The sequence below is a fragment of the Pseudomonas sp. GW821-FHT10C09 genome, from assembly GCF_059415465.1.
This window is the reverse complement of the sequence record NZ_JBWKNG010000007.1, coordinates 17307-32716: the sequence shown is the minus strand read 5'-3', so window position 1 is coordinate 32716 and position 15410 is coordinate 17307. Positions and strand designations below refer to the sequence as shown.

At 61.9% G+C, this 15410-nt stretch carries 18 protein-coding genes and 1 riboswitch; of the genes, 16 read left to right on the top strand and 2 right to left on the bottom strand.

What is annotated here, in order from left to right; genetic code table 11:
• The first annotated feature begins 9 nt into the window (after nt 1-9).
• Nucleotides 10-636 carry a C40 family peptidase gene (locus AC07N8_RS08570; protein ID WP_027922435.1) on the top strand — a complete coding sequence of 209 codons (627 nt, stop codon included), beginning with the start codon at nt 10-12 and terminating at the stop codon, nt 634-636.
• Between the two features lie 165 nt (nt 637-801).
• The gene (locus AC07N8_RS08565; RefSeq protein ID WP_027922436.1) at nt 802-1338 is read left to right on the top strand and encodes a C40 family peptidase; all 537 of its coding nucleotides are present in this window, start codon (nt 802-804) and stop codon (nt 1336-1338) included.
• A gap of 15 nt (nt 1339-1353) precedes the next feature.
• Here AC07N8_RS08565 and AC07N8_RS08560 read toward each other — a convergent pair whose 3' ends face one another.
• The gene (locus tag AC07N8_RS08560; protein WP_483840828.1) at nt 1354-2667 is read right to left on the bottom strand and encodes a PQQ-dependent sugar dehydrogenase; all 1314 of its coding nucleotides are present in this window, start codon (nt 2665-2667) and stop codon (nt 1354-1356) included.
• Between the two features lie 67 nt (nt 2668-2734).
• A complete protein-coding gene (locus tag AC07N8_RS08555; RefSeq protein WP_027922438.1) occupies nt 2735-3319 on the bottom strand; it encodes a hypothetical protein in 585 nt (194 codons plus the stop codon).
• A gap of 155 nt (nt 3320-3474) precedes the next feature.
• A riboswitch (cobalamin riboswitch) is annotated at nt 3475-3707 on the top strand.
• Between the two features lie 81 nt (nt 3708-3788).
• Between AC07N8_RS08555 and cobO the strand changes: the two genes are divergently transcribed.
• The 14 genes from cobO to AC07N8_RS08485 all read left to right on the top strand — a co-directional run bounded on the left by cobO (nt 3789) and on the right by AC07N8_RS08485 (nt 15322).
• Nucleotides 3789-4400, top strand: coding sequence for a cob(I)yrinic acid a,c-diamide adenosyltransferase (gene cobO, locus AC07N8_RS08550; protein ID WP_140670593.1), 612 nt, complete (start codon nt 3789-3791; stop codon nt 4398-4400).
• A gap of 10 nt (nt 4401-4410) precedes the next feature.
• A complete protein-coding gene (locus AC07N8_RS08545; protein WP_483840829.1) occupies nt 4411-5793 on the top strand; it encodes a cobyrinic acid a,c-diamide synthase CobB in 1383 nt (460 codons plus the stop codon).
• The gene (gene bluB, locus AC07N8_RS08540; RefSeq protein WP_483840830.1) at nt 5790-6440 is read left to right on the top strand and encodes a 5,6-dimethylbenzimidazole synthase; all 651 of its coding nucleotides are present in this window, start codon (nt 5790-5792) and stop codon (nt 6438-6440) included. Before AC07N8_RS08545 ends, bluB begins: the two co-directional genes overlap by 4 nt.
• On the top strand, nt 6437-7345 hold the full coding sequence (gene cbiB, locus AC07N8_RS08535) for an adenosylcobinamide-phosphate synthase CbiB (RefSeq protein WP_493143063.1): 909 nt from the start codon (nt 6437-6439) through the stop codon (nt 7343-7345). Before bluB ends, cbiB begins: the two co-directional genes overlap by 4 nt.
• Nucleotides 7338-8330, top strand: a complete 993-nt coding sequence (gene cobD, locus AC07N8_RS08530; protein ID WP_493143061.1) for a threonine-phosphate decarboxylase CobD — start codon at nt 7338-7340, stop codon at nt 8328-8330. The genes cbiB and cobD overlap by 8 nt, the downstream gene beginning before the upstream one ends.
• A complete protein-coding gene (locus AC07N8_RS08525; RefSeq protein WP_493143059.1) occupies nt 8327-9778 on the top strand; it encodes a cobyric acid synthase in 1452 nt (483 codons plus the stop codon). The genes cobD and AC07N8_RS08525 overlap by 4 nt, the downstream gene beginning before the upstream one ends.
• 121 nt (nt 9779-9899) lie before the next feature.
• On the top strand, nt 9900-10421 hold the full coding sequence (gene cobU / locus AC07N8_RS08520) for a bifunctional adenosylcobinamide kinase/adenosylcobinamide-phosphate guanylyltransferase (RefSeq protein WP_493143058.1): 522 nt from the start codon (nt 9900-9902) through the stop codon (nt 10419-10421).
• Nucleotides 10418-11473, top strand: coding sequence for a nicotinate-nucleotide--dimethylbenzimidazole phosphoribosyltransferase (gene cobT, locus AC07N8_RS08515; RefSeq protein WP_493143056.1), 1056 nt, complete (start codon nt 10418-10420; stop codon nt 11471-11473). Before cobU ends, cobT begins: the two co-directional genes overlap by 4 nt.
• A complete protein-coding gene (cobC, locus tag AC07N8_RS08510) occupies nt 11470-12045 on the top strand; it encodes an alpha-ribazole phosphatase family protein (RefSeq protein WP_493143054.1) in 576 nt (191 codons plus the stop codon). Before cobT ends, cobC begins: the two co-directional genes overlap by 4 nt.
• A gap of 2 nt (nt 12046-12047) precedes the next feature.
• Nucleotides 12048-12779, top strand: a complete 732-nt coding sequence (locus AC07N8_RS08505) for an adenosylcobinamide-GDP ribazoletransferase (protein ID WP_493143052.1) — start codon at nt 12048-12050, stop codon at nt 12777-12779.
• 153 nt (nt 12780-12932) lie between these two features.
• Nucleotides 12933-13337, top strand: a complete 405-nt coding sequence (locus tag AC07N8_RS08500; RefSeq protein WP_483840838.1) for a MarR family winged helix-turn-helix transcriptional regulator — start codon at nt 12933-12935, stop codon at nt 13335-13337.
• A gap of 53 nt (nt 13338-13390) precedes the next feature.
• On the top strand, nt 13391-14599 hold the full coding sequence (locus AC07N8_RS08495; protein WP_493143050.1) for an MFS transporter: 1209 nt from the start codon (nt 13391-13393) through the stop codon (nt 14597-14599).
• Nucleotides 14596-14718 (top strand): hypothetical protein, encoded by a 123-nt coding sequence (locus tag AC07N8_RS08490; RefSeq protein WP_007977581.1) that lies wholly within the window; start codon nt 14596-14598, stop codon nt 14716-14718. Before AC07N8_RS08495 ends, AC07N8_RS08490 begins: the two co-directional genes overlap by 4 nt.
• Nucleotides 14719-14773: 55 nt before the next feature.
• Entirely contained in the window at nt 14774-15322 is a 549-nt protein-coding gene (locus tag AC07N8_RS08485) for a glutathione peroxidase (protein ID WP_483840840.1), read from the top strand.
• The last annotated feature ends 88 nt before the right edge of the window (nt 15323-15410 follow it).

Sequence of the window (15410 nt, the reverse complement as noted above, 5' to 3'; positions counted from 1 at the left end):
GTCGTGCCCATGCTAAAGCGCTTCGCACCCCTCGTGCCTCTCGCACTCGTCACCCTGTTGTTCGGTTGCGCTGCTCACTCTCCAGTGTCCCAGCAAGAGCAACAACAGCAGGTTAAAAATTCAGTTACCGCGCAATCCTCTTCCGTTCTTTTCCAGGAAGAGCTGGCCACCGATAAAGAACTGGCTGACTTCGCCGATGGCAAGTCGTACCAGCTTCCGGTTCTGGCAGACAGCATCCTTGAACGTGGCATGTCCCTGATCGGTACCCGTTACCGTTTCGGCGGTACCTCTGAAGCCGGTTTCGATTGCAGCGGCTTCATCGGTTATCTGTTCCGTGAAGAAGCGGGCATGAACTTGCCACGCTCCACTCGCGAAATGATCAACGTTGACGCACCTCTGGTCGCTCGCAGCGCGCTGAAGCCGGGCGACCTGCTGTTCTTCGCCACCAACGGTCGTCGCGGTCGCGTCAGTCACGCCGGGATTTATCTGGGTGACAACCAGTTCATCCACTCCAGCAGCCGCAAAAGCGGTGGTGTCCGGGTCGATAGCCTGGGCGACAGCTACTGGAGCAAGACCTTCATCGAAGCCAAGCGCGCCCTCGCGATGGCCCCGACCGTGGTCACCGCTCGCAAGTAAACTTACAGTTTGTAAGGCGAAGTTAAAGTCTTACTTGAAGTTTGCCGCATAGCCGCTAGAATCCTGATCTATTATTGATGGCAAACCGCCTGCGTCCAACGCAGGCGGTTTTCTTTTCTGTCTTCCCGGCAGAAAAAGCCGCAGCCAGATCAGGATGTTCTGCTTATGACGATGTCGGCCCGCCTCGCACTCATGTTCTTCGCAGCGCTGCTCAGCGCCTGCGCCAGCCGCACACCGCCCCCAGCGCCGGTGGTTCGCGCACCCATCGTCTTTGGTTCTTCCCAGGCATTCTCCCCCGAGGCGGAAGAAGTGTTGTTCCGTGCATTGGGGCTCGTGGGCACGCCTTACCGCTGGGGCGGCAATACACCCGACTCGGGGTTCGATTGCAGTGGGCTGATCGGCTACGTCTACCGGGATGCCGCCGGCATTTCCCTGCCGCGTACCACGCGTGAAATGATCAGCATGCAAGCCGCCAATGTGGGCAAGGAAGGTTTGCAAACTGGTGACCTGATTTTCTTCGCCACCAATGGCGGCTCTCAGGTCAGCCATGCCGGGATTTACGTCGGCGAAGGGCGCTTCGTTCATGCACCCGCCACGGGTGGCACGGTGAAGCTCGACAGCCTGTCCAAGGCGTACTGGCAGAAGGCTTACCTGAGCGCCAAGCGCGTTCTGCAGCCCGAGCACCTGGCGCGTAATCCCTAGTCCCACCGCCGGCGGTTATTTTGTGGCAGTCACGCGCCACACCTTGTTCCCCACATCATCCGCCACCAGCAAGCCACCTTGCTGATCAATCACCACGCCCACCGGCCGGCCCATGGCGTCTTCGTCTTTATTGAGGAATCCCGTCAGCACATCCACCGGTTGCCCGGTCGGTTTGCCACCTGCGAACGGCACGAAAATCACTTTGTAGCCACTGTGCGGCTTGCGGTTCCACGAGCCATGCTGGCCGATGAAGGCGCCTTCCTTGAATTGCGCGGGCAAGGTGTTGCCTTCTGCGAACGTCAGGCCCAACGACGCGGTGTGCGGGCCGACCGCGTAGTCCGGCGCGATGGCTTTGGCCACCAGGTCCGGGTTTTGCGGCTCGACGCGAATGTCGACATGTTGGCCGTAGTAGCTGAAGGGCCAGCCGTAGAACGCGCCATCCTTGACCGAAGTGATGTAGTCCGGCACCAGGTCGCTGCCAATCTCGTCTCGCTCGTTGACCGCCGTCCACAGCGCACCGCTACGAGGCTCCCAGGCCAAACCGTTGGGGTTGCGAATCCCTGAGGCGAATATCCGGTGATTGCCGGTGGCGCGGTCCACTTCCCAGATCGCCGCGCGGCCTTCTTCCTTGTCCAGGCCGTTTTCGCCGACGTTGCTGTTCGAGCCCACGGTGACGTACAGCTTGCTGCCGTCCTTGCTGGCGATGACGTTTTTGGTCCAGTGATGATTCAGCGTGCCTCCCGGCAGATCGACCACCTTGATCGGCGGCGACTTGATCGCGGTGTCACCGTTTTCATAGTGGAAACGCAACAAGCGGTCGGTGTCGGCCACGTACAGGTCATTGCCGACCAGCGTCATGCCAAATGGCGAATTGAGGTTTTCCAGGAACACCGTGCGAGTTTCGGCGATGCCGTCGTGGTCCTTGTCTCGCAGCAGTGTGATGCGATTCGCACTGGGGACGGTGGCGCCGGCGCGGCCCATGGTTTTCTTCATGACCCAGCCACGAATGCCTTTGCCGTCATCGGGTTTGGGCGGCGCGTTGGTTTCGGCCACCAGCACATCACCGTTAGGCAGCACGTAGAGCCAGCGCGGGTGATCGAGGCTTTCAGCGAAGGCCGCCACTTGAGTGCCGGCGGCAGCGGTGGGTTTCGCGCCGGCCGGCCAGCCGATCGCCGGGGCGATGTTCACCGTCGGGATCAGGGTTTTATTCGGTTCGGGCAGCTTGGGTGACGGGCCGGTGCCGTCGGAGACTTGCAGGCTGGAGGTTTCACCACAGGCGGCGAGCCCTCCGGCGAGCACGATGACGAGAACGAGCGGGGGCTTGCGCATGGCGGTCTTCCCTATGAATGCAGTGTCTTAATTCATAGAGAAGATAAACGCAGCGATGGTTCAATGGTCAGCCGCGAGCTTCCTTGAGCAGCACCGCGATACCGGGGTGATAGTTTCCGGCTTCGTTGCGCAACTTGCGGTAGGCGTAAGGGAAATACCAGGCCACAGCGCAGCAGTGTTCCTTTTGCAGGTCGTCGACCATGTCCTGAAGTTCTTCGGGGGTCGCGCTCTGCTGGGCTTTTTGCGGAGCCACGAACAGGCAGCCGAGTTTCAGGTCGCTGGCGTAGCTGATGCGTTTGGCATCGCTGGTGATGTCCTGCAGTGCCTGGGTCAGATTCAGGCTGTTGACCTTGGGCCAGCGTTGAGTGGCCTGAAAGTAGGCGCGCTCTTCGGCGGTGGCGATAAACAGGTCGGCGCGGGCATTGCGCTCGCCTTCTTCGTTCTGTTTACGCGTCGTGGTGTTTTGCAGCGTGACCATTTCCGCCATCCACGCAGCGGCATTGAGCAGGCCAAGGTTGGCCTTTTCGTCATGCCAGTAAGGCGCTTCGTTATCGCCGCGAACCGAGTTGTAGCGGTCGATACAGTCAAACCAGCGTTCCAGCACCGGTCGCAGGAATTCCAGCTTCGGATTGCTGATAATCATGCCTTGCATGTTGCTCACCCTTGTAATTGTGTTGTTGGGTTTGTGGCTCTTTGATATCACTGCTGACAGTGTGGCGCAAGATTGGCGTCAGTAAATGGATCGGCGGCAGTATATCGCTCGCCGGAGCTTTGTCTTCATTTGACGCTCCACCCCCAACCCTCTAACCTTCGCGGCTTGTTTCAGGTGCTCTGTGGCGGTGGCCGACAGAGTGAAACAGGGAAGCCGGTGAGTGACTATCGTCAAGCGACGAAACGTCACGATCCCGGCGCTGCCCCCGCAACGGTAAATGAGTGAAGACTGCGCCTTGAGCCACTGTGTCGAAGCCGACATGGGAAGGCGCGCAGTCCGGCCAACGCCGCTCATGAGCCCGGAGACCGGCCTGATTCATCCAGCGGCATCACGGTGGGCGATGCCAGGCTTCTTGCCGTCTATTCTTGTGCCTGCCCGCCGTTATCCAGCCTCAACGGAGAGCTCCCCCATGACCGATACCCCAGATCGTGACGAACGCCATTTGGCGCGCATGCAGCGCAAAAAAGCCGTGATCGACGAACGCATTGCCAATTCCCCGAACGAGTGCGGCCTGCTGCTGGTGCTGACCGGCAACGGCAAAGGCAAAAGCAGTTCGGCGTTCGGCATGCTCGCCCGCTCCATGGGCCACGGCATGCAGTGCGGTGTGGTGCAATTCATCAAGGGCCGCAACAGCACCGGCGAAGAACTGTTCTTCCGTCGCTTCCCGGAGCAAGTGCGTTTCCATGTCATGGGCGAGGGCTTCACCTGGGAAACCCAGGACCGCCAGCGTGACATTGCCGCCGCCGAAGCCGCCTGGGCGGTGTCCCGCGAATTGCTCAACGATCCGTCGATTGGCCTGGTGGTGCTGGATGAGCTGAACATCGCCCTCAAGCACGGCTACCTCGACCTCGATCAGGTGCTCAGTGATTTGCAGGCACGTCCGCCGATGCAACATGTGGTGGTGACCGGTCGCGGCGCCAAGCCGGAAATGATCGAACTCGCCGACACCGTCACCGAAATGGGCGTGATCAAGCACGCGTTCCAGGCCGGGATCAAAGCGCAAAAAGGCGTCGAGCTGTGAATACTACTTTATGAAAAACAGTCGTCACTGCCCGGCGGTACTGATTGCCGCGCCGGCCTCCGGTCAGGGCAAGACCACCGTCACTGCTGCGCTGGCCCGTTTGCATCGCAATCAGGGGCGCAAGGTGCGCGTATTCAAATGCGGCCCGGACTTTCTCGACCCGATGATTCTCGAGCGCGCCAGCGGTGCGCCGGTGTATCAACTGGACATGTGGATGGTCGGCGAGCAGGAAAGTCGTCGACTGTTGTGGGAAGCCGCCGCTGAAGCCGACTTGATCCTCATCGAAGGCGTCATGGGCTTGTTCGACGGCACGCCTTCCAGCGCCGACCTGGCGCGGCACTTTGGTGTGCCGGTGCTCGCGGTGATCGATGGCACCGCCATGGCCCAGACCTTTGGTGCATTGGCGTTGGGGCTGGCGAAGTATCAGCCGGACTTGCCGTTTGCCGGCGTATTGGCCAACCGCGTCGGCACATTGCGTCATGCGCAACTGCTCGAAGGCAGCCTCACCGAAGGTTTGCGTTGGTACGGCGCGTTGTCGCGGGAAACCGGGATCGAATTGCCGAGCCGGCATCTGGGCCTGGTGCAGGCCAGTGAGCTGAACGATCTCGATCTGCGTCTTGATGCGGCGGCCGATGCGTTGGCCAGCAGTTGCGAAGTCGCGCTGCCGCCAGCAGTTGAATTTGCCGCCCCGGATGTGATCCCTGCCGAGCCGTTGCTCGCGGGCGTGCGAATTGCCGTGGCCCGTGATGAAGCGTTCGCGTTCACCTACGGCGCGAGCCTGGATTTGCTGCGAGCCATGGGCGCCGAGTTGCGGTTTTTCTCGCCGATCCGTGACAGCCAATTACCAGAGGCAGACAGCTTGTATCTGCCGGGTGGTTATCCGGAATTGCACCATGTTGCACTGTCGCAGAACACCACGATGCTCGACGCGATTCGTGCGCATCATACGGCCGGTAAACCGCTGTTGGCCGAGTGTGGCGGCATGTTGTATTTGCTCGACTCGCTGACCGATGTCGACGGCACTCGCGCCGAACTGGTGGGCTTGCTGAAGGGCGATGCGGTGATGCAAAAGCGTCTGGCCGCGTTGGCGTTGCAAGCGGTGGAATTGCCGGAAGGTTCGTTGCGCGGGCACACGTATCACCATTCGCTGACCAGCACCGAGCTTGAACCGATTGCGCGTGGCCTGAGCCCGAATGGTGGGCGGGGAGCGGAGGCGGTTTATCGTGAGGGGCGGATGACGGCTTCTTATGTGCACTTTTATTTTCCGTCAAACCCTTCAGCGGTAGCCGCATTGTTTGCGCCTGACCTTGAGATCGCCATCGCGAGCAGGCTCACTCCTACAATGGATCACCTGAACCCTGTGGGAGCGAGCCTGCTCGCGAAGAGGCCATGACTGACAACGCATTCAGTCAGGTCGAACGCGCAGCGGTCTACCGCGCCATCGGCGAACGCCGTGACATGCGTCACTTCAGCGGCGGCACGGTCGAGCCCGAGCTGTTGCGACGCCTGCTCGAAGCCGCACACCAGGCGCCCAGCGTCGGTCTGATGCAGCCCTGGCGTTTCATCCGCATCAGCGACCGGGTCCTGCGCGGCAAGATCCAGTCGCTGGTGGAAGAAGAACGCATCCGCACCGCCGAAGCCCTCGGCGAGCGCACCGACGAATTCATGAAGCTCAAGGTCGAAGGCATCAGTGACTGTGCCGAAGTGCTGGTCGCCGCGCTGATGGATGATCGCGAGCGTCACATCTTCGGCCGTCGCACCTTGCCGGAAATGGATATGGCCTCGTTGTCCTGCGCGATTCAAAATCTGTGGCTGGCCTCCCGCGCCGAAGGCCTGGGCATGGGCTGGGTGTCGCTGTTCGAGCCGCAAGCACTGGCGGACCTGCTGGGATTGCCGGCCGGGGCCAAGCCGTTGGCGGTTCTTTGTCTGGGGCCGGTCAAGGAATTCTATCCGGCGCCGATGCTGGTACTCGAAGGCTGGGCGCAAGCGCGTCCGCTCAGTGAGTTGCTGTACGAAAATTATTGGGGAGTGAGTCAATGAGTGTGGCGTTATTGAGTGTCGCCGCAGTGGCGCTGGACGCGCTGCTGGGTGAACCCAAACGCTGGCATCCGCTGGTGGCGTTCGGTCGTTTTGCCGAGCGCATCGAGCAACGTTTCAATGGGGGAGGGCGCGGCTGGCGCAGTCATGGCGTCACCGCGTGGGTGATGGCGGTCGTGCCGCTGACCTTGCTCGCCACGGCATTGTCCTGGGCGCCTTATGTCGGTTGGGTCGTCGAGATTCTTGCGCTGTATTGCGCCCTCGGCATGCGCAGCCTCGGCGAACACGTCGAGCCGGTGGCCAAGGCGCTGCGTAGCGATGATCTGGACGAAGCGCGTAAGCGTGTCGGTTATCTGGTCAGCCGCCAGACCAGCGAACTGGACGAGACCGAAGTCGCCCGTGCGGCCACCGAATCGGTGCTGGAGAACGGCAGCGATGCCGTGTTCGCCGCGCTGTTCTGGTTTGCCGTGGCCGGTGCGCCTGGGGTGGTTCTCTACCGATTGAGCAACACGTTGGATGCGATGTGGGGTTATCGCAATGAGCGCTTCGAACGCTTCGGCTGGGCCGCGGCGAAAATCGACGATGTCCTCAATTACATTCCTGCCCGCCTGGTGGCATTGACCTACGCGCTGCTGGGCAAAACCCGGCTGGCGTTGAAATGCTGGCGTACTCAAGGCCCGACCTGGGACAGCCCGAATGCCGGCCCGGTGATGGCGGCGGGCGCCGGTGCATTGGGCGTCGAGTTGGGCGGGGCGGCGATTTATCACGGCGAACTGCATCAGCGTCCGCAACTGGGCGAAGGTGTGCCGGCGGATGCCGACTCCATTGATCGCGGCTGGCAATTGGTCCAGCGCGGGGTATGGTTATGGTTGCTGATTCTCTGCGTGGGGGCTGAATTCTATGCTTGAGCACGGTGGCCGGTTGCGCAAGGCGGCGCTCGAATACGGCATCGCAGAAGGTGATTGGCTCGACCTGTCCAGCGGCCTGGCGCCCTGGCCATTTGCGGTCCCGGAGATCCCGCTGCGCGCCTGGGCACGCTTGCCGGAAACCGATGACGGCCTGGAGCAGGCGGCCTGCGACTATTACAGCGCGGCGCAAGTACTGCCGGTGGCCGGTTCACAAATGGCCATCCAGTTGCTGCCGCGATTGCGCCGTGCCGGCAAGGTCGGCGTGCTGTCGCCGTGTTATGCCGAGCACGCCGAAGCCTGGCGGCGCTGCGGCTACATCGTGCGCGAAGTGCTGGAGCAGGAAGTCGACTTCTTTATCGACAGCCTCGACGTGCTGGTGGTGGTCAACCCGAACAACCCGACCGGCCTGAGTCTGCCCCCGAGTCGCCTGCTCGACTGGCACACCCGCCTGGCCTCGCGCGGTGGCTGGCTGGTGGTGGACGAGGCGTTCATGGACAACACGCCGCAGTTGAGTGTGGCGCCGTTTACCCATCTGGTCGGCTTGATCGTGTTGCGTTCGTTCGGCAAGTTTTTTGGTCTGGCCGGCGTCCGGTTGGGCTTCGTACTGGCGGAACGCAAGCTGCTCAAACTGCTCGCTGAGCAAGTGGGGCCGTGGGCGGTCAGTGGGCCGACCCGAGTGATTGGCCGGGCTTGTCTGCTGGACACCGAAGGTCACGCCCGCCAGCGCCAGCGCAGTGAAGAAGCCAGCGAACGTCTGGCGCGGCTGCTGGAGCAGTTCGGGTTCAAGCCGCAGGGCGGATGCGCCTTGTTCCAGTGGCTGATCACCGATCAAGCCGAGCAGTTGCATGAGTTCATGGCCCGTCAGGGCATTTTGCTGCGTTTGTTTGCGCACAACAGCAGCCTGCGTTTTGGCCTGCCCGCTGACGAAGCGGACTGGACTCGCCTGACGCAAGCCTTTGAAGCGTACGCCAAGGAAACCCGATGACCACGTTAATGGTGCAGGGCACCACGTCCGATGCCGGTAAAAGCACGCTGGTGACGGCGCTGTGTCGCTGGGTGGTGCGCCAGGGCGTAAGCGTCGTGCCGTTCAAGCCGCAGAACATGGCGCTCAACAGCGCGGTGACGGCGGACGGTGGTGAGATCGGTCGTGCGCAAGCCGTGCAGGCCCAGGCCGCCAACCTTGAACCGCACACCGACATGAACCCGGTGCTGCTCAAACCCAACAGCGACACCGGCGCCCAAGTGATCATTCACGGGCGTGCGGTCACGACCATGAATGCCGTTGCCTATCACGACTACAAAGCCATCGCCATGCAAGCGGTGCTGGCTTCTCACGAACGCTTGAGCGCGGCGTATCCGGTGGTGATGGTCGAAGGTGCGGGCTCGCCGGCCGAGATCAATCTGCGGGCCGGCGATATCGCCAACATGGGCTTTGCCGAAGCGGTGGATTGCCCGGTGGTGTTGATCGCCGACATCAATCGCGGCGGGGTGTTCGCGCATCTGGTGGGCACGCTGGAGCTGCTGTCGCCGACCGAACAGGCGCGTGTCAAAGGCTTCATTATCAATCGTTTTCGTGGCGACATCGCCTTGCTGCAGCCCGGTCTCGACTGGCTCGAAGAACGCACCGGTAAACCGGTGATCGGTGTCCTGCCGTATGTGATGGATCTGCATCTGGAGGCTGAGGATGGCATCGATCAGCGCCAGACCGACAAGGCTGATCAGGTGCTGAAGGTCGTGGTGCCGGTGCTGCCGCGCATCAGCAACCACACCGATTTCGATCCACTGCGTTTGCATCCGCAAGTCGATCTGCAATTCATCGGCCCCGGCCAGACGATCCCGCCGGCCGACCTGATCATCCTGCCCGGCTCGAAAAGTGTGCGCAGCGACCTCGCGTATCTGCGGGCCAATGGCTGGGATTCGGCGATCAGTCGTCATCTGCGTTACGGCGGCAAAGTGCTGGGGGTTTGCGGCGGTTTGCAAATGCTCGGCGAGCACGTACACGACCCGTTGGGTCTGGAAGGTGAACCAGGTTCCAGCGCGGGTCTGGGGTTGCTGGCGTTTGCAACGCAGCTCGAGGAAGAGAAGCAGCTGCGCAATGTGCGCGGTCGTCTGGCGCTCGAAGATGCGGCTGTCAGCGGCTACGAAATTCACGCCGGCGTGACCACCGGGCCGGCGTTGGAAAACGCCGCCGTGCAGTTGGCCGATGGTCGCTGCGATGGCGCGCAAAGTGTGGATGGGCAGATTTTCAGCACGTACCTGCATGGCCTGTTTGAATCGCCGGCGGCGTGCAGTGCGTTGCTGCGCTGGGCGGGGTTGCAGCATGTGCAGGAGGTCGATTACCACGCGTTGCGCGAGCGCGATATCGAACGGCTGGCGGATCTCGTGGAGAAGCATCTGGATACCGGGTTGTTGCGTGAACTCTGCGGGATATAGGGTGGTTTTGCTGGCCTCTTCGCGAGCAGGCTCGCTCCCACAGTTGACCGCATTCCACTGTGGGAGCGAGCCTGCTCGCGAAGACGGACGTCGCCTCACCGCACATTTATAGGATGTCACCATGCTTCAACTGATCCTCGGCGGCGCCCGCTCCGGCAAAAGTCGACTGGCCGAAAAACTCGCCACCGACAGCCAACTGGCCGTGACCTACATCGCCACCAGCCAACCGCTGGACGGCGAAATGAACGACCGCGTCGCCCATCACCGTGCCCGTCGCCCAGCCGAATGGGCATTGATCGAAGAACCGGTAGAACTCGCCCGCGTCCTGCGCGAAACCGCCAGCGCCAATCGATGCCTGTTGGTGGATTGCCTGACGCTGTGGATGACCAATCTGCTGATGCTCGACGACGCGGAACGCCTCCACGCTGAGCGTGAAGCCCTGCTGGACTGCCTGGCTTCGTTGCCGGGTGAAATCATTTTTGTCAGCAACGAGACCGGAATGGGTGTCGTGCCGCTGGGCGAATTGACTCGCCGCTATGTCGATGAAGCCGGTTGGCTGCATCAAGCCTTGGCCGAGCGCTGCCACCGTGTCGTCCTGACCGTCGCCGGCCTGCCCCTGACTTTGAAAGGAACTGCGTTATGACTCAATCCTGGTGGCTGAACCCGTGCAAGCCGATCGATGCGCAAGCCGTCGAACAGGCGCAGGCGCGTCAACAGCAGCTGACCAAGCCTGCCGGCTCCCTCGGTCGACTGGAATCGGTGGCGGTGCAATTGGCCGGGTTGCAGGGGCAGGTCAAGCCGAGCCTGGAGCACCTGTGGATCGCGATTTTTGCCGGCGACCATGGTGTCGTGGCCGAAGGCGTGTCGGCGTTTCCTCAGGAAGTGACCGGGCAGATGCTGCACAACTTCGTCACCGGCGGCGCGGCGATCAGCGTGTTGGCGCGGCAGTTGGGTGCTTCCCTGGAAGTGGTGGACCTGGGCACGGTGACGCCGACCTTGAGTCTGCCCGGCGTACGCCATTTGAACGTGGGCCCCGGTACGGCGAATTTCGTCAAAGGCCCGGCCATGACGGCAACCCAGGGCGAAATCGCCCTGCAGGCCGGTCGCGACAGTGTGCAGCGCGCCATCGCAGCCGGGGCGCAGCTGTTCATCGGCGGTGAAATGGGCATTGGCAACACCACCGCCGCCAGTGCATTGGCCTGTGCCTTGCTCGATTGTCCGGTGGTGCATCTGGCCGGGCCGGGCACCGGTCTGGATGCGGCGGGCGTCAGCCACAAGGCTCAGGTCATCGAGCGCGCGTTGGCCCTGCACAGTGCTCAGCGCGGGGACGCGTTGCAGACATTGTTCAATCTGGGCGGTTTTGAAATTGCCGCCCTGGTGGGTGCCTATCTGGCGTGTGCGCAGGAAGGTGTGGCGGTGCTGGTCGATGGATTCATTTGCAGCGTCGCGGCACTGGTGGCAGTGCGCTTGAATCCGGAGTGCCGCGCGTGGCTGCTGTTCGGCCATCGCGGTGCCGAGCCGGGTCATCGTCATGTGCTGGAAACCCTGCACGCGGAACCGTTGCTGGACCTTGGCTTGCGACTCGGCGAGGGCAGCGGTGCCGCGTTGGCCGTGCCGTTGCTGCGTCTGGCCTGCGACCTTCACGGGCAGATGGCGACCTTCGCCGAAGCGGCGGTTGCGGACCGTCCGGCATGACGTTGCACCTGGACCTGTTGCGCCATGGCGAGACCGAGCTCGGTGGCGGATTGCGTGGCAGTCTCGATGACGCGCTGACCGCAAAAGGCTGGGCGCAGATGCGCGCGGCGGTGATCGAACAGGGGCCGTGGGATCGATTGGTCAGTTCGCCGTTGCAGCGTTGTGCGCGCTTCGCTGAAGAGCTCGGTGCGCAACTGGGTTTGCCGGTTCACCTGGACAAAGACCTGCAAGAACTGCACTTCGGTGCCTGGGAAGGGCAGAGCGCAGCGGCGTTGATGGACACCGATGCTGAGGCATTGGGGCTGTTCTGGGCTGATCCCTATTCGTTTACGCCGCCGGATGGCGAGCGGGTGGCGGACTTTTCCGTTCGGGTATTGGCGGCCATCGAACGGCTGTCAGTTGCGCACGCAGGCGAGCGGGTTCTATTGATCAGCCATGGTGGGGTCATGCGTTTATTGCTGGCTCAGGCGCGGGGGTTGGCGCGTGAGCAGTTGCTCAATGTCGAAGTCGGTCATGGGGCGTTGTTTTCGTTGCGCGTCTCACCCGGCGTCATTCTCAAGGAAGCGATCTGACCATGCTGCCCTTCTGGATCGCCCTGCAATTTCTGAGCAGTCTGCCGATTCGCCTGCCCGGCATGCCGACGCCTCAGGAACTGGGCCGTTCGCTGCTGTTTTATCCGCTGGTGGGGCTGCTGTTCGGCGCGATTCTGTGGGCGCTGAATGGGTTTTTGCTGGGCGCACCGTTGTTATTGCATGCAGCGTTGTTGCTGACGGTTTGGGTCTTGCTCAGCGGCGGGTTGCACCTCGACGGGCTGGCCGATAGCGCCGACGCGTGGCTGGGTGGTTTTGGTGATCGGGAGCGCACGCTGACGATCATGAAGGACCCGCGCAGTGGACCGATTGCCGTGGTGACTTTGGTGTTGGTGTTGTTGCTGAAGTTCGCGGCGTTGCTGGCGTTGATCGAGCAGCAGCACGGTATTGTCCTGATCATCGTTCCGCTGATTGGCCGCAGCGCGATGCTGGGCTTGTTCCTGACCACGCCGTACGTGCGCGCAGGCGGGCTGGGGCAGGCACTGGCGGACCATCTGCCGCGATTGGCGGGTCAGCAGGTGTTGGCGGTCAGTGCGGTGGCGTGTGTGCTGATTGCGGGGCTCAGCGGTGTTTGGGCGCTGGTGCTGGCGGCAGTGGTTTTTGTGTGGCTGCGGCGGGTGATGCTGCGTCGATTGGGCGGGACGACGGGGGATACGGCGGGGGCGATGCTGGAGTTGCTGGAGATGGCGGTGCTGGTAGGATTGGCGTTGGTCTGATGGTTTATGTGCGGGATGTGCTGGCCTCTTCGCGAGCAGGCTCGCTCCCACAGTTGATCGCATTCCCCCGTGGGAGCGAGCCTGCTCGCGAATACGGTCCGTCAGATACATCGATATCTTGATTTAACTCAACCGCGGGTATATACACGCACCATGCTCGATTCCCAATGTTTATGCATCAACCTGCGTCGCGCTGCCCGTGGCGTCAGCAGGCATTACGACGGCGCTCTCGACGGCTTCGGGATCAACGTTGCCCAGTATTCTTTGCTGTGCAATTTGCAGCGCCTGGATCAACCGAGTATTTCCACCCTCGCCGAAGCCATGGGCCTGGACCGCAGCACCCTCGGGCGCAATTTGCGTGTGCTGGAGGGCGAAGGGCTGGTGAAGCTGGTCGAGGGCGAGGACATGCGCAATCGCATCGTTCGCCTGACCGAGGCCGGTGCCGAACGCCTGGAGGCCGCCTTGCCGGCCTGGGAAGCAGCTCAACAACGGTTGATTGACCGACTGGGCGCTGAAAAACGCGAAACCTTGCTGCGACTGCTGGACGAACTGGCCTGAAGCCGGTTTTTCCGATCTTAAGCGGGTATATACCCGCTACCGGAGAACAAGAAATGACATCGATGTGGCGTACGTGTGGTTGGGTGTTGGTGGGGAGTGCGCTGATCCTCGCGTTGTCGTTGGGCGTGCGCCACGGCTTCGGGCTGTTTCTGGCGCCGATGAGCGCCGAGTTCGGCTGGGGGCGTGAGACCTTTGCGTTTGCCATCGCCTTGCAGAACCTGATCTGGGGCTTGGCGCAGCCCTTCACCGGCGCACTGGCCGACCGCTTCGGGGCGGCGAAAGTGGTGCTGGTCGGTGGTGTGTTCTATGCGCTGGGCCTGGTGTTCATGGGGATGTCCGACTCTGCCGTGACGCTGTCCCTGAGTGCGGGCCTGTTGATCGGCATCGGTCTGTCCGGCACTTCGTTCTCGGTGATCCTCGGTGTGGTCGGACGTGCGGTGCCACCAGAGAAGCGCAGCATGGGCATGGGTATCGCCAGTGCCGCCGGCTCGTTTGGCCAGTTCGCGATGTTGCCCGGCACGTTGGGTTTGATCGGCTGGCTCGGCTGGTCAGCCGCGCTGTTGGTGCTGGGCCTGTTGGTGGCGTTGATCGTGCCGCTGGTGAGCATGCTCAAGGACAAGCCGCTGCCGACACTCGGTCATGAACAAACCCTCTCCGAGGCGCTGCGCGAAGCTTGCTCTCATTCGGGGTTCTGGCTGTTGGCGTTCGGCTTTTTCGTTTGCGGTTTCCAGGTGGTGTTCATCGGCGTGCATTTGCCGGCGTATCTGGTGGATCAACACCTTCCGGCCACGGTCGGCACCACGGTGCTGGCGCTGATCGGGTTGTTCAACATCTTCGGAACGTACACCGCCGGATGGCTAGGCGGGCGCATGTCCAAACCGCGTTTGCTCACCGGTTTGTACCTGTTGCGTGCGGTGGTGATCACGCTGTTCCTGTGGGCGCCGGTCACGACGACCACGGCGTACCTGTTCGGCATGGCCATGGGGTTCTTGTGGCTGTCGACCGTACCGCTGACCAACGGCACCGTGGCGACCTTGTTCGGTGTGCGCAACCTGTCCATGCTTGGCGGGATTGTGTTCCTGTTTCACCAGCTCGGTTCGTTTCTTGGCGGCTGGTTGGGCGGGGTGGTGTATGACCGGACCGGGAGCTATGACTTGATCTGGCAAGTGGCGATTCTCTTGAGCCTGTTGGCCGCCGCTCTGAACTGGCCGGTGCGTGAGCAGCCGGTGGCGCGCCTGCAAACACAGATGAGTGCGATATGAACAGTCTCTGGCCGCGAATCGCTGTGGCGGCTGTCTGCGCCTTGTTGCTGGCATTGTCATGGTGGGGCTGGCATCAGGGCGGCCTGGCGCTGATGCAGTTGGGCATGGGTGCTTGCTAGCGAGCGGTGAGGGCGAGTAACTTCGTTTTTGACGACTTATCAAGGATGCACCGACATGCTGATGCGCTGGATTACCGTCCCCGCGTTGCTGATGGCAATGACCGGGCTGGCTCAGGCCGAGTGCCCTGAACTGCTGCAAGGTTCATTGCAAAAACTGCGGGCCAAGGAATCGATCGACCTGTGCCAACGGTTCGAGGGTAAACCGCTGGTGGTGGTCAATACCGCGAGCCACTGCGGTTTCGCCCCACAGTTCAAAAGCCTTGAGGCGCTCAATCAGCGCTTCAAGGGAGAGGGGCTGGAGGTGATTGGCGTTCCGTCCAACGATTTCAAGCAAGAGTCCAAGGACACCGCCGAAACCGCCAAGGTTTGTTATGTGAATTACGGCGTGACCTTCACCATGACCGAACCTCAGGCCGTGCGAGGCGACAACGCGACGCACCTGTTCAAGGTCCTGGCCGCGCAGAGCAGCGCACCGAAGTGGAATTTCTACAAATACGTGGTCGATCGCAAAGGCCAGGTAATCGCCAATTTCTCAAGCCTGACCAAACCCGATGATCCGGAGTTCATTGCCGCGGTGCAGCAAGCCCTGGCTTCCCAACCCTGATCAGCGGCCATTAAAAAGCCCCGCCTCTGTACAAGAGAGCGGGGCTTTTTTTGATTCAGCAGGCGAGGGGTTCAGCCTCGCGTTGAAT